Genomic DNA, 23,951 nt, shown 5'->3' with positions numbered 1-23,951 from the left:
CCCAATCAAAAACCTCAGATGCCCCCAGTCTCTCCCGAGCGTCTCCGCAGCTTCCACCGCGTCCCAGCACCTCAGCAGCGCCGGTGAAGGGCGTTCTATGCCTTACGCATTCAACGCGCAAGTGGAAAATTCAAGAATATCGCAAAAAACTTCAAATTCATTTTTTATACAATAATTTCAAATAGTTGAATGAAACTCACCTCATAGAAATCGGCGAAAATCATCCTTCAAGCACATCAGATATACCGCCTAGGTTTCAGTGCTTGTTGGTTCAAACCCAACATATAGTGAGAACACTACAGTCACCCACAAGACTATACCGACTCGACGGCAATCAGCGATTCATTTCCAATCCCGGAATCGCACCCGATATCGGCGCCGTCAGGCGCAATGCAAGTTGGTCTAACAGGGCCTTGCGCATTGTCTATGGATAGGCTCAGGTCTTTTCAAAGCAAACCCGATACGCCTGTGACCTTGATATGACGAATGACATTAAGTTTCCCTTGCTGCGAACCGTTGGATTTGACGGTCTGTTGGTGACCTTTGCGCAAACCATGTCCGAGCCGTCCAACCGCGCCGCCCTGGCGTTTCGGGGCGCAGTCGAGGCGCAGCAGATTGACGGCGTGCTCGAGACTTCGGCCTCGCTGGCATCTGCATTTATTAGGTTTGATCCATTAAGCCTGTCGCATCGGGACATCGAAGAGTTGCTGCGGGCTATGCTGGTCAGTCGCGATTGGTACGCTGCATCTTTGCCTGCGGGGCGACGATTCTGGAAAGTGCCGACGGTCTACGGTTCCGATCTTGCGCCACAGCTAGAAGACGCGGCATTGGCAGCAGGGTTGTCACCAGCGGACGCCATTGATCGTCTCAGCCAATCGCGTGTGCGGGTTTTAACCATCGGATTTGCGCCGGGCCAACCTTATCTCGGGCCACTCGGACCCGAATTCAACATTCCACGCCTGAAAGAGCTGACGCCGATGGTACCTGAAGGGGCGTTGGTTTTGGCAATTTCGCAATTTGTCCTGTTCTCGGGGCCAACCCCAACCGGATGGCGTCATGTTGGACAAACCGCGTTTCGTTGCTTTCGTCCGGACATGGAGCAAAGTTTTGCCCTCAACCCCGGTGATGAGATGCAGTTCATCTCAGTCTCGCGCGAGGAGCTTGAGGATATCCGTACAACCTGCACTGATGGCTCTGGTGGTGCGAGTTGCGAGGAGATCACGACATGACGCTGATCGTCCATCGCATCGGCCCAGCTTGCACGGTTCAGGATCAAGGGCGCACCGGGTATCTGGATCAAGGCCTGTCGCGTTCGGGTGCCGCAGATATAGTGGCACTTTATGAAGGGGCCGCGTTGCTTGGTAACACCCCAACGAGCGCCGCCCTCGAAATGGCGGGGATGGGTGGCGAGTTTGAGGCAACCGCACCAACCGCCATCGCGCTGACCGGCGCACCGATGCAGGCCAGTATCGATGGCAGCCCCGTCTTGTGGAATGCCTCGCATCAGATGGAGGCTGGGCAGCGGCTGGTAGTCGGGTCGGTGCTGCAGGGCAGTTACGGGTATCTGAATCTGGGTGGCGGGATCGGGACCGACATGACGCTCGGCTCACGCGCGGCCCATCTGACCGCAAGGATCGGGCGCGCTGTTCAAGCGGGTGATCACCTGCCTTCGACGGAAACCGGCAAGACCGGCCTGAAGCTGCGTTCGGAGGATCGGTTTTCAGGTGGGACGTTGCGGGTTGTGGCCAGCTTTCAAACTGCACTGTTCGATGACGAGACGCTGGCACGGTTTACGCAAACGACATTCCGCCGCGGCGCCCGAGCCAACCGGATGGGCATGCAGCTGGATAGTGAAGGTGACGGCTTCGCGGCCAAGGGTCAGTTGAACATACTGTCCGAAGTCATAACCCCCGGCGATATACAGATGACCGGCACCGGTGCGCCCTTCATCCTACTGCCCGAGTGCCAGACCACCGGAGGTTACCCGCGCATCGCAACCGTTCTGCCCTGTGATCTGCCCCGCGCTGCACAGACCCCGGCGGGAGGTGAGGTGCGCTTGGAATTCGTAACACTGGAACAAGCCATCGCGCTGCAAGCCGCATTTAAGGCCGACCTTGCCCGCCTGCCCGCCCGTGTTGAACCATTGGTCCGCGATCCGCATGACATCCCGGACCTCCTGTCCTACCAACTGATCAGCGGAATGATCTCTGCCACCGAATAAGGAGTTATTGCGATGCCGAGCGTCGATCTGAATGCCGATATGGGCGAAAGCTTTGGCCCGTGGAAGATGGGTGATGATGAAAGCCTTCTGAAGATCATCACCTCGGCCAATATTGCCTGTGGCTTTCATGCGGGTGACCCTGATGTGATGGCCAAGACCATGGCTCTGGCAGCCCAGAACGGTGTGGGCATCGGTGCGCATCCCGGTTTTCCTGATCTGCAGGGATTTGGGCGTCGAAACATGAAAGTGCCCCATGACAGTTTGCGCAATCTGGTGCGCTATCAACTGGGATCGGCAATCGGCATGGCCAAGGCGGTGGGCACTGAAGTACGGCACCTGAAATTGCACGGGGCGCTGGCCAACATGTGTTCGGTCGATATCGATATGGCGCGGGCCTGTTATCAGGGTGCATTGGACGTGGACCCGGACATCATCATCATGGTGCTGGCGGTCACCAAACAAGAAGAAGCGGTGCGCGAGCTGGGCTGCAAATGGGTGGGCGAGATTTTTGCCGACCGTGCCTATAATGACGATGGCACTTTGGTGGATCGGTCACTGCCGGGAGCCGTGATCCATGATCCGGCGCTGGCCGGACCACGTATTCTGGAAATGGTGAAGGAAGGCGCCATCATCACCAAATCCGGCAAACGCCTTGAGACCTCAATCGATACGATCTGCCTGCATGGTGATGGCCCGACGGCAGTTCAGATCGCGCACTCGGTGCGCGAGAACCTGATCGCGGGCGGAGTCGAGGTCACAAAATTCATCCGTTAGTTACAACAACGTAACTTTGGCACCCCATCTCCAAACTGTTGCCCATGCAGGCCTTAGCGCCTAGCATACATGGCAAGTGCATGATCTGACTACCACAAATCCAAGCAACGCGCCGCAAGGAGGTGAGCCTATGTCTTTTGATCTGATGTCCTACCAGCCAAGGGGCGACAAGAAGAACTCGGACTTCTTCACCGAATATCTTCCCAGGATTTACGAGCGCCGCATCAGCTCGGGCATTGCGGATCAAGTCGGTGCGATGCGGGCCATTGTCATTCAGGTCGAGACAGATGCGCTGTTTGACACGCTGGTCGAGCTTTATGTGATGACCCCCTATCGCCACACCGCCAGCTATTTGGGACAGACACACAAGTTCTCGGTGATGCATTCGCATGCCGATTATCCGGCGCTGATCCTGATGGCTCCGCTCAGCCCGGCATTCGAGGATTTCATCCCGCGTATCAATCGTATGTACCCGCTGGCGCGCGGTAAGCCGCAGACGCGATATGTAGGTGAGATTTACGGTGCCACCGACTTGAAGGCGCTGACTGGAACGCTGGAGGATCAGAATATTCGGTTCGAATATTCTGGGGACACAGAAAATCCGTTCTACACGCTGGAAGGATACCGCTTTACGACGCCATCGGATTTCACGTGCAATCGCGTCGGCTATTCCACGCTGGATTTCAACGACACAGACAGTCTGGGACTGGGTGACCGTGTGCTGTTGAGTGATGCGGAACAGGTCAAGCTGGATCAGGCCGCCGCTTTTGGGACCGAAAGCAATATCTCACCACTGATGCTGGGGATCGACCATCTGGCGACACGCATTCTGGCCGGGGAACGTGAGGACGCAATCCTCGAATTTCTGACCATGGTGCCTTATTACTTCTGGGGGGCGTACAACATCTTCGACATGAACTCGTCGACCAATGTAAATCGCAATGCCAATGTGGATGACGACAAGAAATCCCCTGCCAAAGTCTTTACTGCAAACAACACGCCTTCATTCGTGAACTCTTTCGAGCAATTGCCGATGCCAACCGAGGATTTCGTGCGTAATTTCGGACGACGCTTGCACCACATGGCGGTTGAAATCCAGGACGGCGACCATGGCGCGGGTGAGAAAAATGTCGATTTCGTGGTCAACACTCTTAAAGACAAGGGCGTTCCGTTCCTGGCCCATGTGGTCGGGGAATGCAAAGATGATCCGAACCTGAAACAGATCTTCTCAAAGCACTCGAAACACACGCTGCTGATCACCGAATACATCGAACGTTGTCATCACTACGACGGTTTCTTCACCAAGGATAACGTTGCAGCCTTAACTGCGGCGGCCGGGCAAGATGAACAGTATAAGCACGGCCACGTCTTCGATTGATTTGCCATAAAAAATGGGCTGCGAGATCATCGCAGCCCAGGCCCATCCAGGAGAGAATGCCGGGTCTTATGACGGCCCGATCATGAAACACGTGACATTGCGCGCCTGTAACCGACGACAGGCCAGATCAGCCTGCTCGCGGGTCATGCCCTGAAATGTCGCGTCAAACCCACGCGAGCTTTGGTTCACCTTACGCAAAGTGCCTTCCAAAGTGGTCATTTCCGACAGCGCAGTTTTCAACAGAACCTTCTCGGCCTCATACCGTGTGGTGTAGCGGCCAACATTGACGCCCCAAAGGTGACCGCCGGATGTGGACAAGCGGGTCACAACTTCGGGTTCAGGCTCGGGCTGTTTGGCCGGTTCGACCGAGGCCAGCACCACGTTTTCGGAAGGCTTGGCGCCATCCGACGGTGCTATGTCTGCTGCTGCAATCGCAGCAGCGATACCGTCCTGAATCCGGGTGTTGTCTTTTTCAGCCGTTGCGGCGACCGACCCCGCGACCTGAACCGTTTCGCTCGCCACCGGGCGCAACACCGGGCGCAGGCTCTTTTTCGGCGGGCCCGCTTGGGCGACCACTTGTGCGCTACCCAGACCTGCATTCCCTGCATAGGCCGGGCGGGCGGGCTTACGGATTGGCGCACGCGAGGGGGCACGGCGGAAACCCATATCCAAAAGCTCGGCCACCCGGGCGTTGCGCGATGCACCTGATTTGCCACCGAAGACGGTCGCGATGATACGTTCATCCTTGCGCTTGGCCGAAGCAACCAGATTAAACCCTGCAGCGCGGGTATAGCCGGTCTTGATCCCATCGGCGCCCCGATAGGCTGCCAAAAGGCGGCGGTTGGTGTTCGGTACAGTCTTGATCCCGGCATTCGTCGATTGGCGCGAGAACAGATTGTAGTACTGCGGGTAATCATACAGCAGATGACGGCCCAGCGTGGTCATATCCCGCGCGGTCGACAAATGCCCCGACTCGGTCAAACCATGGGCATTCTTGAAGGTGGTCCGGCTCATCCCCATCGCTTTGGCGGTGCGGGTCATGCGACGAGCAAACGCCGCCTCGGACCCGCTGAGGGCGATGCCGATCGCGGTTGCCGCGTCATTGGCGGATTTCACCGCCGCCGCCCGGATCAGATAGCGAAACGCGATTCGCTGCCCAGTGCGCAAACCCAGCTTCGAGGGCGGCTCAGCCGCTGCAGCCTTGGTGATGCGCACCTGAGTGTCCAACGTGATCTCACCATTCCGCACGGCCTCAAACGCAATATACAGCGTCATCATCTTGGTCAGAGATGCCGGATGCAACCGCGTGTCGGCATTGCGGGAATGCAGCACTTCTCCGGTGCGTGCGTCGATCACCATGGCCGCGTAAGGGGCCGCCATGCCCTGAAGTGGTGCAAATGAAAGCAGCCACAGAAATGCTATAAGTAATAAGCCCATTCGGGCCGGAACTGTCCGCCGAATCTGCACGATCTTTGCCTCTGTCTGCCTCGCGCCGCCGGGTTTTCCCGGTCAGCAATTTTTATTTTGATATTCTTCAGGCTAACACAGGGACGGGTTTAAAGAAACTGAAAGCTGCGTTTGAGTGGATCATATACACAATCAGATTCACGCTACATATGGTGTTTAATGCGCGCCCGAACACCATACCGGCGATTGTGCCGAATTTCAGGCAAGCCGTGTCATCGAATTTTTTGTGACTGATGTCAAACGGCAACAGGTCAGGAAATCTGATCAATCAAAGCTGAAAGATCACCCAAATCCTTCAACTCGCGGAACCGTGGGTTGGAAGTTGGGACCTCGGCCTGCTCGACCTCCCATACCAACCCGTGCGGGACATGCACGCCCCAGCACCCGGCTTCGATTGGGGCCACCACGTCAGAACGCATCGAGTTTCCGATCATCATCGAAGCGTCGGGTCCATCACCGTACTGGTCAAAAATCTCCGCATAGGTCGCGGCCGTTTTTTCGCTCACGATCTCGACGCCATCAAACAGCTCACCCAATCCGGATTGCGCCAGCTTACGCTCCTGATCGATCAGGTCGCCCTTGGTGATCAGCAGAACCTTATGCGTCTCGGCTACCGCCTCGATGGCCTCGCGCGCATGGGGGAGCAGTTCGATGGGATGTGCCAGCATCTCCTGCCCCGCTTCAACAAGTTGGCGGATGACGCGCGCCGGTACGCGATCTTCCGTCACCTCAATCGCTGTCTCGATCATCGACAGGGTAAAGCCCTTGATGCCATACCCATAGCGCTGGATGTTGCGCTTTTCGGCGGCAAGTAGACGTTCCATCAGGTGATCGTGATCGGCGTGATCGGCCAGCAATTCGGCAAAATATGCCTGAGTCAGCTGGAAGAAACGCTCGTTATGCCAAAGGGTATCGTCTGCATCGAACCCGATTGTTGTCAGCTTGTCCCGCATCGCATTTCCGTCCGGTTGCTCTTTTCTCTGGCCACCGTGACGTTATATAAGCCGGGAAACAATTCGTAGTGTTAATCGAGATTCTCTTACAGCAATGCGCAAACACCAGTGGATCATGTCTGAAAAGGACGACGAAGACGACGACACGTCGGTCCTGGTGCAAACGCGCCCCAAGACCAAGCGGCCGCCGCTGTATAAGGTGTTGTTGCTGAATGACGATTACACACCGATGGAGTTCGTGGTGCATGTGCTGGAACGGTTCTTCGGCATGACCCATGCGCAAGCGTTTGAAATCATGCTGACCGTACACAAGAAAGGTGTCGCCGTGGTTGGCGTGTTCAGCCATGAGATTGCCGAGACCAAGGTCGGGCAAGTCATGGATTTCGCGCGCAGGCATCAGCACCCGCTGCAATGCACCATGGAACGCGAAGAATAACGCACGGCCATGTCCTCTCGCCTTGATCTAGCCTTGAACAGCGGGCTCACCCTGTCGCAACCGCTGACTGTTTTGGCGCCTACCCCGGACCACGATTTGTCAGACCTTCCGCGCGAGGCGCAGGTGGTGCAGCCTTTCAAACCGTTCCACGATCATTTTGCCACGCAGGGCTTTGTCGCTACGCCCAATAGTGACGCGCCTTGCCAGGATGCAGTCGTGTTTCTACCGCGCGCCAAGGCGCTGGCCCGGGCGCTGATCCATCAGGCCTGCAGCCGCGCCAGCGGGGTCATCGTGGTGGACGGGGCCAAAACCGATGGCGTCGACAGTTTGCTGAAAGACATCCGCAAGCGGGTCGCGATCGAGGGTCCAATCTCGAAGGCACATGGCAAGATTTTCTGGTTTCAGTCTGTTGCGGACGCCTTTGCCGACTGGGCTGCGCCTGAAAACCAAATGGTTGACGGCTTCCATACCGCGCCCGGTGTGTTTTCCGCCGATGGTATCGATCCTGCCTCGGCCCTGCTGCTGAAGTCTCTGCCAACCAAGCGCGGCACGCGCATCGCTGATCTGGGTGCAGGTTGGGGCTTTCTGTCCGCAAGGCTGATCGACGACACCTTGCGCAGCCTGCATCTGGTTGAGGCCGACCACACCGCCCTTACTTGCGCCCGCGCCAACGTCACCGACCCCCGTGCGCAGTTCCACTGGGCCGACGCCACCAAATGGAGCACGCCCGAGCCGCTGGACATGGTGATCATGAATCCGCCCTTTCACACCGCGCGCAGCGCCGACCCGACATTGGGCCAGGGCTTTATCACCAGTGCCGCACGCAACCTCACCCGCAACGGTCAACTCTGGATGGTTGCAAATCGCCACCTGCCTTACGAGGCCACGCTGGCCGAGGCTTTCGACCGTGTTGACGAAGTGGCAGGAGACAACCGCTTCAAGGTGTTCCATGCCTCTCGCCCTCGGGGCTGAGGCCCGCTAACCTGCGCCAGAACTCAGGAGGATTCGCATGTCCTTTTCCATCGCGGGCAAGACCGCAATCGTCACCGGGGGTGCCAACGGCATTGGACTGGCCATCGGACGGCACTTTGCCGATGCAGGCGCCAATGTCATGTTCGCCGATATGGATGAAAAGCGCCTGTCCGATGAGCTGGGCGAACAGGCGGATGACAGCAACATCCGTTATTTCGCCGGTGACCTGCGTGAAAAGTTGACCATCGCCAATCTGCTTTCGGCCACGCTGGATGCGTTTGATCAGGTTGATATCCTGATCAATGGTGCGCGGCAGGTGATCCCGTCGGACCCGCTGGACACCGATGACGATTCCGTGCGCACATTGCTGAACCAGAACCTGATGCCCGCGCTGCGACTGAGCCAACTAGTGGCTAAGCGATTTATCAAACAGGCTGATGGAGACGATGAGAACCCTGCCGGGTCAATCATCAACCTGTCCTCGATTGCCGCACGCCGCACCCATCCCGATCTGATGGCCTATTCCGTTTCGACCGCTGCGCTGGATCAGATGACCCGTTCGTTGGCGGTTGCACTTGCGCCCAGCCGCATTCGCGTAAACTCCATCGCACTAGGATCGGTCATGAGCGCTTCATTGCAGTCAACGCTGAAAGAAAACCGAGATTTCCGGGACGACATCGAAAAACATACTCCGCTTTCCCGGATTGCCGCTCCGAACGAACTGGTCGAAACCGCGCAATTTCTCGCGTCGGACGCTGCGGGCTTCATGACAGGCCAAATTCTAACCATTGACGGAGGCCGCACCCTGCTGGACCCTGTCGCAGCCCCGGCCCACTGATCCCAATGTTCGATAAAGAAAAAGCCACCGCCTCTGCCTGGTTCCGCCAGTTGCGAGATGACATTGTAACCGCCTTCGAAGCGTTGGAAGACAGCCACACCTCAGGCCCCGTTTCGGATTCTCAGCCGGGAAGGTTCGAAGTCAAAGAAACTAAACGGCAGTCTGACGATGGCTCCGACGCGGGCGGCGGGCTGATGTCGGTGATGCGCGGGGGCCGCGTGTTCGAGAAGGTGGGCGTTAATGTCTCAACCGTCTTTGGTACGCTGGGTGAGCGCGCGCAAAACGCGATGGCTGCGCGCAAGGGTATTCCGGGGATGAAGGACGACCCCCGGTTCTGGGCTTCGGGCATCAGCCTTGTGGCCCATATGCAGAACCCGCATGTGCCTGCGGTCCATATGAACACCCGGATGTTCTGGACCCCACATGCCTGGTGGTTCGGCGGCGGCTCCGACCTGAATCCCTGCATCGAATATGACGACGACACCGCCCATTTCCACGCCACCCAAAAAGCGCATCTCGACCCGCACGGACCCGGCCACTACCCGCGCCTCAAAGATTGGGCTGACGAGTATTTTTATATCCCCCACCGAAAGCGCGCTCGGGGTGTCGGCGGGATCTTCATGGATGACTATTGCACCGGCGACTGGCAGGCGGATTTTGCGCTGACGCAGGACATCGGTCGCGCCTTCCTGCCCGCCTTTCTGCCTCTGGTCGAAAAACGCCGGGTGCAAAGCTTTGACGACGCGGACAAAAACACCCAGCTGGTGCATCGTGGGCTCTATGCCGAATACAATCTGGTCTATGACCGGGGCACCAAGTTTGGTCTGGAAACCGGGCACGACCCCGATGCTGTTCTGATGAGTCTGCCGCCCTTGGCCAAATGGGTCTGACCGCTAAAACCCCATATCGATGGAATTATCAAAGCAGTAGTTTTGCGCCGAAGCGGCGGACAGGTTCTCACCCACCCTGTTGACGGTCAAAGAATATCCTGGATTGGTATCCGCGCCGGGCGGTGGGGTTAGCGAAAACTGCACTGTGCGAACACCTTTCTCGTAAGCTTTGGAAACATAAATCCGCTGCGAGTTTGAAACTCCCAATGTGCGAACTGCATAATCCCCAATTCCACACCAATAGGTGACCGCAGCCGAGGATCCACCGACAGGCTTCACTTCGTAGGTTCCATCCTTTAGCGGCGTGATCTGGGTTCTGAACTGCGGTCTAAGTTTATAGCCAAAACCAACGCCCTGAGACTGCGCAATGGTGGGGGCCAGTATGATGGCTGTCAAAGAGAGGCATGTAAGAAAACGCATATAAAACACCCTATGAAAAACGCGATCACGGCTGAGACGACGTGGGACCAACCAGCCTATACGAATCAATATAGTCAAACCGGGCCTCAGGTCTAACTCAACCCGTAACACATCAGCTTGAGTGAAAATTCTTTCTTTGAATATGTGGTGCGCTATGATCTCAGCATCAGCAGTTTCCAGAGTGGCCCGTGGAAAAGTCATTTCCCAAAGACTGGTTCGATCTTTCAGGTGAAAAATACGCCGACTTCGGTGCGTTATTTTATCTGGCTGCCCTGACCAAAACGCATCGTAACCGCAGTTTGGCACAGGTTCTCTATGCGTTCGAAACGCCGCTGAGATTGGGCCAGTATCACATCTTCCGCCAAAACGGCTTTCCGCGCGGATTCGTGACATTTGCCGGTCTCAGCCCGGAAGCCGAATATCGCTATGCGGTGAAGGAAGAGCCGCTGAGAGATGTCGATTTCGCCAGTGGCTCATCCTTCTGGATCATCGATATGGTGGCACCCTTCGGCCAAACTCGTCAGATTGTCGACATGCTGAAACGGGACATCCCGCACCCACGCGTGCGCACCAATCGCCTCAGCAGCGACCTATCCACAAAACGTATCGTCGAATGGACACGCGATGACCAGCAACAGGTGCATATGCGCCTTTACCGCGACGCCGAATTTGCCAGAACGCTTGAGCAGGAAAACGGATGAGTTCGGTTGTAACCATATCAGGCGATATCACGGGCGACGTGACCGGCTTTCCTCCGAATGTCGCTTCGGGTGACCTCGATGTCACCGCAACATCGGATTTCGGAACCTTCACCGGGGCCACCTGGGCAATCTCCGATCAACCGGATTTCGGCACCGCCTCAATAGATGCGAACGGTACATGGACCTATACCGTCGACCCGGCCTTCTTCGATAGCCTCGATGACGGAGAAATCCAATTGGACTCGTTCGAGGTGACGGTCACCGCCAATTTCGCCAATGGTTTCTTCACCTTCAGTGGAACCCAGACCCAGATCATTGATATCACTATCGAAGGCGTATGCTTCACAGCAGGCACTCTAATTGAAACGGCGGAAGGCCAGCGCGCGATTGAGACCCTGCGCGTCGATGACGACGTGTTGACTGCCGATCACGGAATACAGCCGATCCGCTGGATCGAAAGCAGCACCTTGTCGCCCGAGCGGTTGCGCGCAAATCCTGCGATGCGCCCGGTGCGAGTGACCGCAGGTAGTCTGGGACCTGGTGTTCCATCCTGCGACTTACTGGTGTCTCAACAGCATCGCCTCCTGATCCGCGGCCCCAAGGTCGAGATTCTGTTTGGCGCGCCCGAAGTGTTGGTCGCCGCCAAACATCTGTGCTCGTGGCCGGGAATAGATATTGATACCGGTGATGAGCCGGTCGAATACCTGCATATCCTGCTGGACAGGCACGAGATTTTGTTTGCCGAAGGGGCTCAGGCCGAAAGCCTGTTTCTGGGTGAAGAAACCCTCCACACGCTGTCTTCTGACGCGCTGCAGGAACTCGCCGAGATATTCCCCGAGCGCGCCTCGGACGAACATATCGGATTCGGCCTTGCTGCGCGGCTGATCCTGCGCGAACATGAGGCGCGTGCGCTTGCCTAGGTCCTAGACAACCCGCCCCCCGACATCCTGTGGAGCCAGCGCGACGGTCTTGATCACCGCATAGCATGTACTGCCCTGCTGCAAACCCAGCGCCGCGACCGAGCGTCGGGTCACGCGCGCCAGCACAACACCCGCAGTTGTTTTGACCGACACGATTGCACCGGGCCCCTCACCTGCCCGGATCGCCTCGACCTGCCCCGACAACACATTCAAGGCTGAAAGACCCTCGGGTGGTCTATTGGACAGGATCACCTCTTGCGCCGGAACACGAATACGCAGCTCTTCGCCGATTTGATGGGCAATCCGAGGCAGGTAAAGACGAGCGCCACCGGCATCAAGTTCGGATAGGCCATCGTCGTGATGCGCCGTAACACGGACCCGCAGAACGGCCCCCACCGCGCGCACGCCTGCAGGGGCCACGGATGGGTCCGACAGAACATCGGACGCGGGACCATGCCGCACGACACGCCCGTCCTGCAGCGCGACCACGGACGTTGCAAGCCGGGCAACCTCGGCCGCCGAATGGGTCACATAGAGTATCGGGACTGATACCTCGTCCCGCAACCGTTCGAAATAGGGCAGGATTTCAGCCTTTCGCGCGTCGTCGAGCGCGGCCAGAGGCTCATCCGCAAGGATCAGGCGCGGGCTAGCCAGCAGGGCGCGGCCAATGGCGACGCGCTGTTTCTCACCCCCCGATAGCATCGCTGGGCGGCGGTCCAGCAGATGGCCAACACCCAACATCTCGATCACCCGATCCGGGTTTTCGCGTCGTGCCCCGCGCGGTGCAAACCAGCGACCATAATTCAGGTTCTGGCGTACGGTCAGATGCGGGAACAGACGGCCTTCCTGAAAGATATAGCCCAAGCGCCGTCTATGTGGCGGCAGCCACGCACCGCGATCCGTGTCGAACAACACCCAATCGCCAACCGCGACCCGCCCGGCCTCGGGTCTCAGTAGCCCCGCGACTGCATTCACCACCGTCGTCTTTCCCGAACCAGAACGCCCAAACAGAACCGTTACACCGGAAGGTGCGTCGAAATCGAGGTCCAGCTTCATCCCGGGCAGCTGGTGTTGCAGGCGGACGGACAGGCTCATGATCCGGCCACGCGTTTGGCCACACGACGGCCCACATATTCCGACAGCAAAAGCGCGCCCATAGCGACGATGATCGAGATGATCACCAACCGAGTCGCCGCCGCCTCACCCCCTGGAACCTGCAAAAACGCATAGACTGCCGAGGGCAACGTCTGCGTCTGACCGGGTATGTTCGAAACAAAGGTGATCGTGGCCCCGAACTCTCCCATCGCCTTGGCAAACGCCAGGATCGCGCCCGCAATGACCCCAGGCAGGATCATCGGCAGCGTCACCGTTCCAAAGACCAGCAGACGCGACGCCCCCAAAGTGGCGCCTGCCTGTTCCAGTTTTGGGTCTACTGCCTCGATCGACAGCCGGATCGCGCGCACCATCAGCGGAAAAGCCATGATCCCGGCAGCCAGCGCAGCGCCGGTCCATCGGAAAGCAAAAACGATCCCAAGCTCGGCCAAAGGCGCGCCCAACGGCCCCTGAATCCCAAAGGTCAGCAGCAGCAGATAGCCGGTCACCACCGGCGGCAGGATCAGAGGCAGATGAACCAGACCATTCAGCAACTGGCGCCCCGGAAACCGCCAGCGCGCAAGCGCATAGGCAATGAAAATCCCAAAGGGCAACGTGATCAGCGTTGCCCAGAACGATACGCGCAGCGACAGGCGCAATGCCTCCATCTCTGCCGGGCCCAACCATCCCATCGTACTACCCTTCGGGCAGGGAGAACCCCTGCCTCATAAATTCGGCCCGTGCGGAATTGCCTTGCAAATAGGTCAAAAGCGCTTGCGCCGAAGGTTCTGCAGTAGAAGTCAGGGCTGCCGGATACACAATTTTCGGATGGACATCCGCAGGGATGACACCGATGACCCCGACCCGCTCATCAGCCACAGCGTCCGAGCGATAGACGATCCCCAAAGGCGCCGCCCCCGTCGCAACCAGCGCCAGCGCGGCACGAACATTGTCCGTCTGGGCAATCCGGTCCTGAACATCGCCCCAGAGTCCCAGACCCTGTAACGCGGCCTTGCCATAGATGCCCGCAGGCACCGCATCGACCAAAGCCATGGCCAGATACCCACTGCCTAGACGGGTGCTCAGGTCAAACCCCGCCTCAATCTCGGCCGTGTCAGCCCCCGGCGCACCAATCAAAACCAGACCGTTACCCAGCAACTCAATACGTGAAGCGGTATCGATCAGGCCCTCATCCTGCAGCACGTCCATCCAATCCTCGTTGGCCGAAATGAACAGATCGGCGGGCGCCCCCGCTTGTATCTGCCGCGCCAGCACCGAGGAGGCCGCGTACGACACCGTCACCTCTTGCCCGGTCTCAGCCTCATAACTTCTGGCAATCCCGTCCAGTGCGGTCTTGAGGCTGGCGGCGGCAAATACCAGCACGCCCTCGGCCCGAACCGGGGCAGCGAGTATCGCGCAGAAGGCCAAAGCTGCGATCAGACTGCGACAGGCGCCCGTCATTCTTTGCCTCCGGATCAGAGGGTTGCAATCCCTCTGGGCATATCGGAGGCAACACATGGCAGGCAAGGCCCTTTGGCCTTACAACCAAAGCTACGGCCCATATTGAACTCAGAATTCGATGGAAAACGAGAATCGCCCAACCCAAGATCAATATGCTGTCGCGCTTCTCTAAAACCGGAAACTCCCGAGGTAGAGCGCTCAATCGCTAAACAACGTGTCTGATCCGCCTCGCCTGAACAGCGATATCCGCACGTTCGCTATTCAACCACGATATGACACATGAGTTTGCTCGATTGGTAACCGCGCCCAGTTGCCTAAACGCTGATCTGAAACCTTGCGCAATTTTGCAAAAGAAATTGTGCCATACCCTCTTGCACCCACGCACGGGCTTAGCTACATGAGCCCTCACGGGTGATTAGCTCAGTTGGTAGAGCGCTTCGTTTACACCGAAGATGTCGGGAGTTCGAGTCTCTCATCACCCACCATCCTTTCCCCACAATGGATCAAGGTCTAACGCGACTAGCACCTCTAAATCCGCCCGTTTTAGACATCATGGCCTTCGCATAATCACGATTTACCGTTGCACGATCCTCGAAGCGAGCATGCACGACGCAAAAGAACAGGGCACCGTCATCTAGACCGTTGCGAGGAGTAAACCAATCAAAGGGGTCGGTGGGCTCTATCGATGCAAACTGATTAGTTGGTGGATCAACAGGTGCGATATTGGCTTCACTATTAGTGATATCATCGAGCAGTGTTGGACGGGCCGTGCCGGTATCCGGCGTGAGAATACCCATGATCTGCTCGCGACCAGCCGGAACGAAACGTCCGCTGTCCTCGACTGGAAACCGGATCGGCTGTCCGGCATAAATATCCCGCTGAACTTCACTGTTGTTAACAACAAGGGTTCCGTTAACGAGCACGTACGGAAAGCCTTCTGACGGAAGACCTTGCTGACCGAGAGTATAGTTCGCCTTTTCGGTCACAGATTCCGGGTCGAAAATCGTGATGTCCGCGACCATGCCTTCCTGCATACGCCCACGCACCTGCATTGCTCGCAAACCTGAGTCACCTAATCGCTTCGCATGGATGTAACTTAGCTGAGTGAGTGTGAGCATAAGCGGCACATTCGCTTCGCGAGCCAGTCTCAAGACAAGCGCGTGGCTGCCTGCTGACCGAGGATGCCCGGCATAATCTTCGTAGGGAGCATCCCAATTCATCAAGTTGCCCTCGATGTCTAGCCCGGCCATACCGTCGCCCGAGATGCCATAGCCTGCGATAGTAATCCAATCATTCAGCCATTGCTCCCTTGGCGGGCTAAAAACAATTGCCGTCCGTCCCGGTTCATTCTCAGCGAAGCTCAAAAACTCGTCTTTTGTAACGAAGCGATCGAGTTGGGGATCAAAGATGGTGTCTTCGTATTTGTACCCCATCGAACCTTCCCAATTTTCGGGGGCGATGATCGAGGCTCCGTAGTTTCCCGATCCGGCGGTCCAGGGATAGTAGCTGGACCAGACGTTGTAGCCTTGGTCGCGGGCCATCTGGAGCTTTTCCTGATTTTCCCACCACCCATAATCATTGTCATGATGAATGTGCAGCGGGGCACCAAGCACCATCGCATTGACCAAGATTTCATTTACACCCGTCTGTGTTTCTGTCGGCGTCGAAGCACTGGGATGAAATCGGTGATGGACGGAAGTCAGTCTACCGTAACGCGCCGCAGCCCGCTGTGCTTCGAACATCTCATAGGTGGTAATACCTTCGCGGGCGTAACCGATGGTCGATCCCACACCGAGTGCTCCAAGACGTAGTCCCTCATCCAGCTGGGCAGTGATTTCGTTCATCTGCTCACGGTTGCTTGGTACAGAAGACCACCCCTCGACGCCGTCTTCCACAGATTGTGCCCTCAGTGCGAAGAAGTTCCGGAAGTCTATATCTCCACCTTCAAGCACGAGCCCGTCATGGACCCGCATCCGTGCGAATTCTTGTCCAACCACCGTGCCATAATTTGCCTGCGTTGAGCCCTCTCGTGCTTCATACCATTCATCAATGTTAGCGGCTCCGACCTCAAAATCCATTTGAGTTGTGACGCCATCCCTAAGGTTTACTTTAATACCCCAAGGGTCCAACCCGTGTTGCTCAAGGTCGATAAATCCGGGTGCCACAACGTGCCCTGTCGCATCGATGGACTGGCTGCCGTTAATATCTTCGTCGGTGATCGCAGTGATCCATCCGTTGCTTATTCCAACGTTAGCAATCTGGTCGAACCCGGTTTCCGGGTCCATGACCCGACCGTTGAGAATGACGATGTCGTAAGTCTGCGCGGCGCCTAGTGTCGAAAAAACAGACAACGTGCCCGCCAGAAACAAGGTACGCATGGATGGATCCTCCCTTTTTATCGACAAAACTGAATGTTTTGTTATTTTTGGAGTCTGCTTTCGCCCCACCTCAGAAAACGATCCGAGTTCTTAGACCGAACAGCATAATGCTATCCTGCGTGGGGTTCAGCAGCGGGTCAGAAATGAACTGCAGTGATGGCGTGATCTGCAACTCGGGTGATATTGAAAAACGATAGAATGCTTCGAGCGTGAACTGATCACCGTCTATGCCCCTTGCCTCGGCCCAGTTCAGTCCCAGCCCGGCCAGATCGGTATTACGACCGTAATATCCCAGACCTGCAGAAACGGACCGATCATAAAGCGCCGCTGTCCCTTTTGAGGCCCCTGCCCTGAAGAATGGCATCCATTTATTGCCAACAAACCAAGCCGCTGAGAAGGCAGCCCCATAATCTTCAGGGCGGCTACCATCGTCGGCTGCATCCGCATGCCAAAGGGTCAAATGGATATTGTCAAAGTAGATGCGATCAAAGCCGGAGGTGTAACCAAGCTCGAGTGACTTGAAGAGATTGCCATCGCTAAACACATCAAAGTTTGGATCAGACGGGTCGGCGTTTGCGTCTGAGATGCTCGCAACAGCGTAGAAGTTTTCGCTCAGCTTTACCCCACCGGCAATGCCAAGGCCTTGATTGGGTGTGTTAATAGTCGGATTGGTATTGAAAGACAGGTTCTGGAAACCGCTGTATGGGCTGACCAACCCATAAATGTCCACAAAGTCCGTTACATCAATCTGCCCGACTTGCAGTGTCCACGCGCCGTTCTCGGCCCTTTGCGTCCAGAACAGATTGGTCAGCAGCAAACCATTATCGTTGAAGGCTGTCCCAGTGATCGAAAGTGCTCCGCCATCCAGCCCAAGAAACTGTGGTGCAACATCAGTGTAACTGTGCCGATCTTCGATCTTGAATGTCAAAGAGCCGCGTTCAGTTGCCTGCCAACTACCGTAAAAACGCGCAATTCCGCTTGCCGCTTCGCCGGTTCCAAGATCAGCATTCGTGGATTGGCCCAATGCCAGGTAATCAATATTGAAGCGAAAACCGTCCTCGGCCAGTCGGTCTTTCCACTGAAACCAACCTGGTGCGATATTGCGTGGAAAATCGGAACGGTATTGCGGATCGGTTAGCCCATCTCCGGGCTCTAGATCAGCTTCAACCGAAGATGGCCCGGACAGTCCCTGAGCCGACGCTGCGCCAGCAAAGGCAATACTCAATGCGGCAAACAGAAGTCTTATCATTCAGACGCCCTTGCCCCTCCGGTCTTGCGATCTCCTGCCGCCCGGATGCGATCGGCGGCGCGCTGCTTCCATTCCAGCCTGTCTGCTTCAGTTTCCAGAGTTTCGACGCGTTCCGTCTCTAACTGGAAAGTCGCATTCATAGGCATGAGGCCGTCCACAACCATCATATTCTGAACAGAAGGATCGATAGTCAGCGTGCCCGTCAGCCGAACGGGTTCGTGGAAATAGCTGGGCGTCCAGTCGCCGTTCAGCCGTACACGGATCATTTGGTTGGGCGGAGGTGGAGGCATGTGACTGCACATCCCGCGTTCCGGCACCAGATAGGCGACAGGTCGCCCATCCGGATCGCTCGGGGCGGGAATGGCAAAGCCCACGAGGGTGATTGTTTGACCGTCGAATTGCGGATTTCCATTTGTACCGGCTTTTCTTCGACGTTCCGTTACGACCTCTCGCTGATCCAGCAGCCAGTCGACATCAATACCATCTGCCGCCAAGGCATCCTCAGTCTCGGTCAGAAGCTCTTGCCATTTCTGCCTTTCTTCATTGCTACCAGATTCCCGCTGCAATCTGCCGCGCAGCCTTACGACGTAAAGAACATCGTCGAACTGTTCAGCGCTAAGTTCGCGATAGGGGTCTTCAAAGACCTGCGCGGACGGGTCAGGCAGGTCAGACCAGTCTAACGCGGTTCCTGGCGTCGCCATGACAGGATGAGCACACCAAACCAACCCTGCGAATACTATGGAGCGGAAGCAATGTCGCATAAATACTCTCCGGCTGTTCAGACAGGTCAATCCAGCGTGTTTTTGTAGATGACGCCGTCCTTCATGATCAGGCGGATCGTATCTGGGCTTTCAGGCCTCGGGTCGGCACCGAACCATTGATCTCCCGTGCCAACAACCGAGAAGTCTTCAAGTGGGTTACCATCGATGAGCAGGATATCCGCATAAGCTCCTTCCTCGATAACGCCCAGTTTTCCGGCGGTATACGGGTTCATAAAGTCACCTGACAAAGCGACCACCTCACCACCCGTCGATGTCAACGTCACCATCGACGTGTAGGGTCCAAAAAACTCATTGTTCAGGTGCTTCTCGTAGGCAATCTGGATATTGCATGCCTCGACCGAACCAACACAGTCGGTCTGGAACCCTCGCTTCACCGGGCATTCCTTCATATTGTCGATGTAGCCCGCAAATGTGGCCGAGGCGGACTTTGCCTTAGCAAGACTCGACGGGACATTTGCCACTGCCGGAATATCTAGCAATCCGGGATCGAAGGCCGTCAGGTTGGTGGTAATGTATGCCCCTTTTTCGTTCATGACTTGGGCAATTTCACAGTCAAACGAGAAGCCATGTTCGATCGACATCACACCCGCATCTAGCGCGCTCAGGATTGCTTCCTTCCGATAGGAATGCGCCATGACATAGCTGCCATACTCGTTTGCCACCTGTACCGCAGCTTTGATTTCCTCAGGCGATCCAGCCAGCAACTGCCACGGATCGAAGGCCGATACGACGCCACCAGATTGCATGAACTTCAACTGCGTCGCGCCCATGCGGAAATTGTTGCGTGCGAACTTGTAAACGTCATCAACACCGCTAATTTCCTGCGCCAAGTTCAGCCTGCTCATGTTTGTTTCAGACCCGGGCGGTGCAGTGAAATTCGCGAAGTCAGCGTGACCACCTCGCGTTCCGATAAATGCACCAGATGGAAAGTAACGCGGGCCGTCAATTTGGCCTGCGTCAATTGCACGACGTAACCCGCCATTGGCGCCACCCGCATCCCTGACTGTGGTGAAGCCCTGCATCAAATACATCTCGGCCATCCGTGCACCGTGTATGGCAAAGTCCTCCCACGTTGTGTTGGCCTCCATCGCAGGTAACGTCGGCCCCATCAGCATGAGGTGCGCGTGCAGTTCAATAAACCCGGGGGTCAGTGTCCGTCCCTCTCCGTCAATGACCGTAGCATTGGGGGCATCGATCGCTTCGGTTGATACGGCCTTAATCAGATTACCCTCGACCAATACGCTGGCATTCTCGATACGCTGTTCATTGACGCCATCGAAGACATGCACGTTGGTAAACAACGTTTGAGGTTCTTCTTGATCCTGAGCATGCGCGGACGTTGAAAAAGAAAGAGCTGCAGCGACAATTACCGTCGAGCAAAGGGACAATCGTAGGCCGGACATAAGTACTCCCTTCATATTCGTGTTTTGCAAACTGTAGTCCGGAAAATCTTGGCTCGGTTGCCACTTTCGAATTAGGATGTTCGAATGTGATTGAAAAAATGGCCACTTCTTAAAACTAATCCAGACAAGGGTGACGAGCTTGCCTTTCAACTCCACCTCTCAAGAGCATAGCGAGGGCTTTATTCGCCTCTCCTTAGCTGCTCCGTTCCTGCAATATCTCACCGAACGTAAGATCAATCCGCAACCAGCATTGGATCAGGTCGGCCTGAAAGCTGAACTTTTGTCTGACCCAGCCGTGTTCGTGCACTCAGAGTTGGTCTATGGTTTGGTAAATGCCTTCTCAGAAGTGTCAGGAGATCGATACCTTGGACTGAAAGTAGGGGAGACGTTTGACCTGCAAGAGTGGCCTCCGTTCGCTCAGGCCCTGCAATCTACAAAAACGCTGTTCGAGTTTTTTACCCGCTTTGTTGGGCTTGTACCGCAGGAATCCAATTCTGTGCGACATAGCCTTGTCGTTGAAGCAGACAAAGCGACTTATCGAATCGAAAGGCAACAAGAGCCTACTGTGCCACCCATTCAGGTGACCGGATTTGGTGCCGCAATCTATGTACGCCTATTGCAGACCGTCGTCGGAGATGCCTGGGATTCCTCCCGTGTGCGATGGGAAAGCAGATACATCAACGGTCTGCCTATCGACTACAAAGGGATCGAGGTTGGCCTTGGGACCGATCCCGGAATGCAGATTAGCTTCCCTGTAGAATGGTTGTTTTTGCACCATGTCTCTGAGGGCTCTGCCAAGCCCATCGCCTCACCGCGACAAGATGAAGAAGTAACCGTAGTAGCTGCTTTGCGATCTGTTTTACGCGATAAGCTGGATGAAACCGATTTGGGACCAGAGGTGGTGGCTGGATTGTTGGGAATACAGCCGGAACGGTTTCTGAAAGCGCTTCAGCAACAAGGCACAACGCTGCCCCGCGAAATCAAACGGCTGCGTGTCGATGTCGCCAAGGAACACCTCGGAGAAGACAAAATGACAATAGCTGAGATCGGTCTAATGCTCGGCTACTCCGACAAATCCCATTTCACACGCTTTTTCAGGGGCCAGACCGGAATGACACCGACCAAGTTCCGCCTGGGTTCGTAATTATGTTGCAAATGCTTGGATCAGCTGTGCGAACTTGATCTCGGAACAAAAGCAAAGGCGCGACCAGACTGCCGTCTCGACCGCGCCTTAAATCATTCTATTCGAACGCCATTATTGGCCCGTGGTCTCTACGCACGTTCCCTTGCCCCATCCGGACTTGCTGCCAGAGGCAGAGTAATCAAACGTGCCCTTCTCAGGGTGAACGTTATAATTCAGCGTGTAATCCTCACCGACATACAGATAAGTCAGGGTGTCGAGACCGGGAAACACATCCACATCCTTGTCGATATCCCCGATCGTGATGTGGCCCTTTTGCTGGCCATCATACTTCACAAGCCGAGCGGCCATTTCCGGGTGTTCCGCATCCGGTGCCTCACATTCAAACACCCGCTCCTCAGCAACTGCGGCTGCTGGCAATAGGGCAAGAAGAAGAGCTGCCTTTTTCATTGATTTCCAATCTGTATTCGATCTGTTGCACTGCGGCGGCTATTGACGATTTTGGGCGGAATTTTGTCCAAACTCGGGTCGTTCTGCGGTCTCGTTGCACGCATCTCGTTAGACCAATTCACGTTTGGGTTTCGCCTGCGTTTTGAGGTGAGCCCTAAGCACATTTCCATCGCGTTTTGGGGAGTATCCAACCCAGCATTGAGGGCTCGAAGACAGAGACAATGGGTCTATGCGCCCATCAGCTGCTGAGAAATTTCTTAGGGTTCGTCATCGCAACCATTTGGAACCTCAATTTGTGAATTCCAATGCTGAAGGGGGCAGCGCGGGACCGGGCCAACTCTGCCCTATAGCTTTGCCCATAGCGGGACGTGCGGTCGCAGTGGGGTGAAAATCCCTGCGCGCGCTCCCATCTGTTCAGGACAGAAAAAGGAGAGCGTCTGATGCAATGTCCGATTGATGGAACTCAGCTGGTAATCACCGAGCGGAGCGGGGTCGAGATTGATTATTGTCCGCAATGTCGTGGCGTGTGGCTGGACCGTGGAGAACTGGACAAAATCATCGATCGCTCTGCCGACCATACGCCGCCGCCACCGCCGCAGCGGGGTTTTGATGACCGATCTGATCACGGATACCGTAAAAAGAAGAAACGCGGCGGCTTTCTGGATGAGCTGTTTGACTTCTAAGACGTTGGCACCGTGATCTGAGAGGGTTTTATCGGTTGTTGTATGGTCACGGTGGGAGATGGGTGCGAGCACCCATCCTACGCTTTCTGAACACTTTGAAATCCGAAATCATGGGCATGCCAGGCATGCACAGTTTCACCAATGCGATGAACGAGGATGGCACAGGCTTTGTGATCTCGGTTGTGGAAAGCGAGGAGACCTCGAGCGCAAACGCGCCCAAAGTGGCCGAGATCTGGGGTCAGTTTGCGGAATATCTGGAAGGCCCGCCAACGCCGGTTGGATACGATGTGGTTGCCCATTGGGATAAGGGCTGATTGGCAGGGCGGGGATTTCCCGCCCTTTTTATGACGCGGTTTGTAGGATGGGGTTTTACCCCATCACGCATCAGGATGGGTGCCAAAGTGATGGGTTGGAAACCCATCCTACGATTGATTGCAAGTTTTTTGGTCCGCGTTCGGCAAAACACGCTCCGGATAGATGCGGCTCCATGTTTCGATAAGAAAAACTGTGATCGCAGACGCAGTGTGGACAGAAAGACGAGCAATTCTGGCGTCAACTCTCGGACGGCCTTTCTCGCGGCCATGCGCATCGCCAGCGTGTGTTCGCAAGGCGCCGATCCCTTCTATTGCCGCGGAAAGACCGGACAGAATGGCTCTTACATCAGCGGCGACCTGAGGTTCTAAATCTGGTTTGTCCGGAGCCAGGCCTAGCGGTACACGCACTGCTTTATACAGCGGTTTGACTGAAAGCTCTTTCGGCAACGGCAATTCGAGCTCGACTAGAATAGATCGGCAAATACTCTCAATTAACGAACATGCTGCTGTAATCGCATCTTCTGGATCTTCATCTACAAAGTTCTTAGCTCTCTCAATTTACAGAGCAACGGTGTCAAAATTGAAGCTGTTGGCAAGAATTGAAGCTGCGGACACAACTTCGCTCTGACTTCTGCCTTCCACCGCTGCAATCAAACCGTCAAACTCGTTGTCTTGGTCTAAGAACGCAAACTGGGAAACCTCCAACTGCTCAACGTCCATGAAGCCGGATGCGACCATTTGCTGGTTGCGCTGAAACTCTGCTTCACGCTCTTGGTTTTTGTAGTTCCAAAGTGCACGAAGGAGTCTTCCCGCTTGCATCGGGCTGGCTAACTCCAGGTATGCCCTTATTCTATTGGCCTTTGATGTTCCTTTAAACGCGAAGCGATCTGCATAGATGTCTTCGTTCAACTCGTCCTCAAAGAACTCAGCTAATGTTTTGTTGGTAAAGTTAAGCGGATAGCCATCGGCCATATCGAAGAGGCCATCGATAGTTCTCAACTCTGAGTGCTTCAGCTTTACCATGTATC

General features: G+C 55.9%; 27 protein-coding genes and 1 tRNA gene. 15 read left to right on the top strand and 13 right to left on the bottom strand.

Annotation, left to right across the window (positions count from 1 at the left end; translation table 11 throughout):
* The 5 genes from ACR0AY_RS13955 to ACR0AY_RS13935 form a co-directional block, all read left to right on the top strand.
* Positions 1-185: hypothetical protein (locus tag ACR0AY_RS13955; RefSeq protein WP_480439327.1), on the top strand; the 185-nt coding region annotated here is incomplete at its 5' end.
* A 294-nt stretch (positions 186-479) separates the two neighbouring features.
* Positions 480-1,229, top strand: coding sequence for a 5-oxoprolinase subunit B family protein (locus ACR0AY_RS13950; protein ID WP_170514130.1), 750 nt, complete (start codon positions 480-482; stop codon positions 1,227-1,229).
* Complete coding sequence (locus ACR0AY_RS13945) at positions 1,226-2,221, top strand: 5-oxoprolinase subunit C family protein (RefSeq protein WP_170514127.1); 996 nt, start codon at positions 1,226-1,228, stop codon at positions 2,219-2,221. The genes ACR0AY_RS13950 and ACR0AY_RS13945 overlap by 4 nt, the downstream gene beginning before the upstream one ends.
* Positions 2,222-2,233: 12 nt before the next feature.
* Positions 2,234-2,995: a 5-oxoprolinase subunit PxpA gene (locus ACR0AY_RS13940; RefSeq protein ID WP_170514124.1), complete on the top strand. Its 762-nt coding sequence runs from the start codon at positions 2,234-2,236 to the stop codon at positions 2,993-2,995.
* Positions 2,996-3,125: 130 nt separating this feature from the next.
* On the top strand, positions 3,126-4,373 hold the full coding sequence (locus ACR0AY_RS13935) for a hypothetical protein (RefSeq protein ID WP_170514121.1): 1,248 nt from the start codon (positions 3,126-3,128) through the stop codon (positions 4,371-4,373).
* 66 nt (positions 4,374-4,439) lie between these two features.
* Here the strand turns inward: ACR0AY_RS13935 and ACR0AY_RS13930 are convergent, their stop codons facing one another.
* Both ACR0AY_RS13930 and ACR0AY_RS13925 read right to left on the bottom strand, forming a co-directional pair.
* Positions 4,440-5,810, bottom strand: a complete 1,371-nt coding sequence (locus ACR0AY_RS13930) for a D-alanyl-D-alanine carboxypeptidase family protein (protein WP_170396050.1) — start codon at positions 5,808-5,810, stop codon at positions 4,440-4,442.
* Positions 5,811-6,091: 281 nt separating this feature from the next.
* Positions 6,092-6,793 carry an HAD family hydrolase gene (locus ACR0AY_RS13925; RefSeq protein ID WP_170514118.1) on the bottom strand — a complete coding sequence of 234 codons (702 nt, stop codon included), beginning with the start codon at positions 6,791-6,793 and terminating at the stop codon, positions 6,092-6,094.
* A gap of 94 nt (positions 6,794-6,887) precedes the next feature.
* Between ACR0AY_RS13925 and clpS the strand changes: the two genes are divergently transcribed.
* From clpS to hemF, 4 genes are read left to right on the top strand one after another with little or no spacing between them, the layout of a single operon-like run.
* The gene (gene clpS, locus ACR0AY_RS13920; RefSeq protein ID WP_170396046.1) at positions 6,888-7,229 is read left to right on the top strand and encodes an ATP-dependent Clp protease adapter ClpS; all 342 of its coding nucleotides are present in this window, start codon (positions 6,888-6,890) and stop codon (positions 7,227-7,229) included.
* Positions 7,230-7,238: 9 nt separating this feature from the next.
* Complete coding sequence (locus tag ACR0AY_RS13915) at positions 7,239-8,201, top strand: class I SAM-dependent methyltransferase (protein ID WP_170514115.1); 963 nt, start codon at positions 7,239-7,241, stop codon at positions 8,199-8,201.
* A 37-nt stretch (positions 8,202-8,238) separates the two neighbouring features.
* A complete protein-coding gene (locus ACR0AY_RS13910; protein ID WP_170408883.1) occupies positions 8,239-9,039 on the top strand; it encodes an SDR family NAD(P)-dependent oxidoreductase in 801 nt (266 codons plus the stop codon).
* Positions 9,040-9,044: 5 nt separating this feature from the next.
* The gene (gene hemF, locus ACR0AY_RS13905) at positions 9,045-9,929 is read left to right on the top strand and encodes an oxygen-dependent coproporphyrinogen oxidase (RefSeq protein WP_170514113.1); all 885 of its coding nucleotides are present in this window, start codon (positions 9,045-9,047) and stop codon (positions 9,927-9,929) included.
* A 3-nt stretch (positions 9,930-9,932) separates the two neighbouring features.
* Here hemF and ACR0AY_RS13900 read toward each other — a convergent pair whose 3' ends face one another.
* Complete coding sequence (locus ACR0AY_RS13900) at positions 9,933-10,349, bottom strand: hypothetical protein (RefSeq protein WP_170396038.1); 417 nt, start codon at positions 10,347-10,349, stop codon at positions 9,933-9,935.
* Positions 10,350-10,537: 188 nt separating this feature from the next.
* Between ACR0AY_RS13900 and ACR0AY_RS13895 the strand changes: the two genes are divergently transcribed.
* Together ACR0AY_RS13895 and ACR0AY_RS13890 are read left to right on the top strand one after the other, a co-directional pair.
* Positions 10,538-11,050 carry a toxin-activating lysine-acyltransferase gene (locus ACR0AY_RS13895; protein WP_170408881.1) on the top strand — a complete coding sequence of 171 codons (513 nt, stop codon included), beginning with the start codon at positions 10,538-10,540 and terminating at the stop codon, positions 11,048-11,050.
* The gene (locus ACR0AY_RS13890) at positions 11,047-11,970 is read left to right on the top strand and encodes a Hint domain-containing protein (RefSeq protein ID WP_170514111.1); all 924 of its coding nucleotides are present in this window, start codon (positions 11,047-11,049) and stop codon (positions 11,968-11,970) included. The genes ACR0AY_RS13895 and ACR0AY_RS13890 overlap by 4 nt, the downstream gene beginning before the upstream one ends.
* Before the next feature lie 3 nt (positions 11,971-11,973).
* Here ACR0AY_RS13890 and modC read toward each other — a convergent pair whose 3' ends face one another.
* Genes modC through modA form a run of 3 tightly spaced genes read right to left on the bottom strand, consistent with a single transcriptional unit; the run spans position 11,974 to position 14,523 of the window.
* Complete coding sequence (gene modC, locus ACR0AY_RS13885; RefSeq protein ID WP_170514107.1) at positions 11,974-13,065, bottom strand: molybdenum ABC transporter ATP-binding protein; 1,092 nt, start codon at positions 13,063-13,065, stop codon at positions 11,974-11,976.
* A complete protein-coding gene (modB, locus tag ACR0AY_RS13880; protein WP_170423885.1) occupies positions 13,062-13,754 on the bottom strand; it encodes a molybdate ABC transporter permease subunit in 693 nt (230 codons plus the stop codon). Before modB ends, modC begins: the two co-directional genes overlap by 4 nt.
* Positions 13,755-13,758: 4 nt before the next feature.
* On the bottom strand, positions 13,759-14,523 hold the full coding sequence (gene modA, locus ACR0AY_RS13875; RefSeq protein ID WP_170514106.1) for a molybdate ABC transporter substrate-binding protein: 765 nt from the start codon (positions 14,521-14,523) through the stop codon (positions 13,759-13,761).
* Positions 14,524-14,932: 409 nt separating this feature from the next.
* On the opposite strand from modA, the gene ACR0AY_RS13870 reads away from it, so the two are divergent.
* Positions 14,933-15,008 (top strand) — tRNA-Val (locus tag ACR0AY_RS13870).
* An 18-nt stretch (positions 15,009-15,026) separates the two neighbouring features.
* Here the strand turns inward: ACR0AY_RS13870 and ACR0AY_RS13865 are convergent.
* The 4 genes from ACR0AY_RS13865 to ACR0AY_RS13850 form a co-directional block, all read right to left on the bottom strand.
* Positions 15,027-16,901, bottom strand: a complete 1,875-nt coding sequence (locus tag ACR0AY_RS13865; protein ID WP_170514103.1) for an amidohydrolase family protein — start codon at positions 16,899-16,901, stop codon at positions 15,027-15,029.
* 70 nt (positions 16,902-16,971) lie between these two features.
* On the bottom strand, positions 16,972-18,150 hold the full coding sequence (locus tag ACR0AY_RS13860; RefSeq protein WP_170514100.1) for a carbohydrate porin: 1,179 nt from the start codon (positions 18,148-18,150) through the stop codon (positions 16,972-16,974).
* Positions 18,147-18,851 (bottom strand): DUF3299 domain-containing protein, encoded by a 705-nt coding sequence (locus tag ACR0AY_RS13855; protein WP_480454288.1) that lies wholly within the window; start codon positions 18,849-18,851, stop codon positions 18,147-18,149. The genes ACR0AY_RS13860 and ACR0AY_RS13855 overlap by 4 nt, the downstream gene beginning before the upstream one ends.
* 86 nt (positions 18,852-18,937) lie before the next feature.
* Entirely contained in the window at positions 18,938-20,350 is a 1,413-nt protein-coding gene (locus tag ACR0AY_RS13850) for an amidohydrolase family protein (protein WP_480439322.1), read from the bottom strand.
* Positions 20,351-20,474: 124 nt separating this feature from the next.
* On the opposite strand from ACR0AY_RS13850, the gene ACR0AY_RS13845 reads away from it, so the two are divergent.
* A complete protein-coding gene (locus ACR0AY_RS13845; RefSeq protein ID WP_170395978.1) occupies positions 20,475-21,479 on the top strand; it encodes an AraC family transcriptional regulator in 1,005 nt (334 codons plus the stop codon).
* Between the two features lie 111 nt (positions 21,480-21,590).
* Here the strand turns inward: ACR0AY_RS13845 and ACR0AY_RS13840 are convergent, their stop codons facing one another.
* Positions 21,591-21,926: a hypothetical protein gene (locus tag ACR0AY_RS13840; RefSeq protein ID WP_170514092.1), complete on the bottom strand. Its 336-nt coding sequence runs from the start codon at positions 21,924-21,926 to the stop codon at positions 21,591-21,593.
* A 440-nt stretch (positions 21,927-22,366) separates the two neighbouring features.
* Here ACR0AY_RS13840 and ACR0AY_RS13835 point away from each other — a divergent pair, with 440 nt between their 5' ends.
* Entirely contained in the window at positions 22,367-22,609 is a 243-nt protein-coding gene (locus tag ACR0AY_RS13835) for a zf-TFIIB domain-containing protein (protein WP_170395975.1), read from the top strand.
* Positions 22,610-22,671: 62 nt separating this feature from the next.
* On the top strand, positions 22,672-22,923 hold the full coding sequence (locus ACR0AY_RS13830; RefSeq protein ID WP_480454286.1) for a hypothetical protein: 252 nt from the start codon (positions 22,672-22,674) through the stop codon (positions 22,921-22,923).
* Positions 22,924-23,031: 108 nt separating this feature from the next.
* On the opposite strand, the gene ACR0AY_RS13825 is transcribed toward ACR0AY_RS13830, so the two are convergent.
* Together ACR0AY_RS13825 and ACR0AY_RS13820 are read right to left on the bottom strand one after the other, a co-directional pair.
* Positions 23,032-23,370: an abortive infection family protein gene (locus ACR0AY_RS13825; RefSeq protein WP_170514086.1), complete on the bottom strand. Its 339-nt coding sequence runs from the start codon at positions 23,368-23,370 to the stop codon at positions 23,032-23,034.
* Between the two features lie 111 nt (positions 23,371-23,481).
* A complete protein-coding gene (locus ACR0AY_RS13820) occupies positions 23,482-23,946 on the bottom strand; it encodes a hypothetical protein (RefSeq protein ID WP_170514083.1) in 465 nt (154 codons plus the stop codon).
* Positions 23,947-23,951 lie beyond the last annotated feature (5 nt).

It is taken from the genome of Ruegeria sp. A5 (genome assembly GCF_056543005.1).
Note: the sequence above shows the minus strand (reverse complement) of the source record. Positions and strands in the feature narration are given on the sequence as shown.

Coding starts and splice junctions, on each gene's coding strand:
- ACR0AY_RS13950 (WP_170514130.1), top strand. CDS start 480: ATGACGAATGACATTAAGTTTCCCTTGCTGCGAACCGTTGGATTTGAC.
- ACR0AY_RS13945 (WP_170514127.1), top strand. CDS start 1,226: ATGACGCTGATCGTCCATCGCATCGGCCCAGCTTGCACGGTTCAGGAT.
- ACR0AY_RS13940 (WP_170514124.1), top strand. CDS start 2,234: ATGCCGAGCGTCGATCTGAATGCCGATATGGGCGAAAGCTTTGGCCCG.
- ACR0AY_RS13935 (WP_170514121.1), top strand. CDS start 3,126: ATGTCTTTTGATCTGATGTCCTACCAGCCAAGGGGCGACAAGAAGAAC.
- ACR0AY_RS13930 (WP_170396050.1), bottom strand. CDS start 5,810: ATGGGCTTATTACTTATAGCATTTCTGTGGCTGCTTTCATTTGCACCA.
- ACR0AY_RS13925 (WP_170514118.1), bottom strand. CDS start 6,793: ATGCGGGACAAGCTGACAACAATCGGGTTCGATGCAGACGATACCCTT.
- clpS (WP_170396046.1), top strand. CDS start 6,888: ATGCGCAAACACCAGTGGATCATGTCTGAAAAGGACGACGAAGACGAC.
- ACR0AY_RS13915 (WP_170514115.1), top strand. CDS start 7,239: ATGTCCTCTCGCCTTGATCTAGCCTTGAACAGCGGGCTCACCCTGTCG.
- ACR0AY_RS13910 (WP_170408883.1), top strand. CDS start 8,239: ATGTCCTTTTCCATCGCGGGCAAGACCGCAATCGTCACCGGGGGTGCC.
- hemF (WP_170514113.1), top strand. CDS start 9,045: ATGTTCGATAAAGAAAAAGCCACCGCCTCTGCCTGGTTCCGCCAGTTG.
- ACR0AY_RS13900 (WP_170396038.1), bottom strand. CDS start 10,349: ATGCGTTTTCTTACATGCCTCTCTTTGACAGCCATCATACTGGCCCCC.
- ACR0AY_RS13890 (WP_170514111.1), top strand. CDS start 11,047: ATGAGTTCGGTTGTAACCATATCAGGCGATATCACGGGCGACGTGACC.
- modC (WP_170514107.1), bottom strand. CDS start 13,065: ATGAGCCTGTCCGTCCGCCTGCAACACCAGCTGCCCGGGATGAAGCTG.
- modB (WP_170423885.1), bottom strand. CDS start 13,754: ATGGGATGGTTGGGCCCGGCAGAGATGGAGGCATTGCGCCTGTCGCTG.
- modA (WP_170514106.1), bottom strand. CDS start 14,523: ATGACGGGCGCCTGTCGCAGTCTGATCGCAGCTTTGGCCTTCTGCGCG.
- ACR0AY_RS13865 (WP_170514103.1), bottom strand. CDS start 16,901: ATGCGTACCTTGTTTCTGGCGGGCACGTTGTCTGTTTTTTCGACACTA.
- ACR0AY_RS13860 (WP_170514100.1), bottom strand. CDS start 18,150: ATGATAAGACTTCTGTTTGCCGCATTGAGTATTGCCTTTGCTGGCGCA.
- ACR0AY_RS13855 (WP_480454288.1), bottom strand. CDS start 18,851: ATGGCGACGCCAGGAACCGCGTTAGACTGGTCTGACCTGCCTGACCCG.
- ACR0AY_RS13850 (WP_480439322.1), bottom strand. CDS start 20,350: ATGAAGGGAGTACTTATGTCCGGCCTACGATTGTCCCTTTGCTCGACG.
- ACR0AY_RS13840 (WP_170514092.1), bottom strand. CDS start 21,926: ATGAAAAAGGCAGCTCTTCTTCTTGCCCTATTGCCAGCAGCCGCAGTT.
- ACR0AY_RS13835 (WP_170395975.1), top strand. CDS start 22,367: ATGCAATGTCCGATTGATGGAACTCAGCTGGTAATCACCGAGCGGAGC.
- ACR0AY_RS13820 (WP_170514083.1), bottom strand. CDS start 23,946: ATGGTAAAGCTGAAGCACTCAGAGTTGAGAACTATCGATGGCCTCTTC.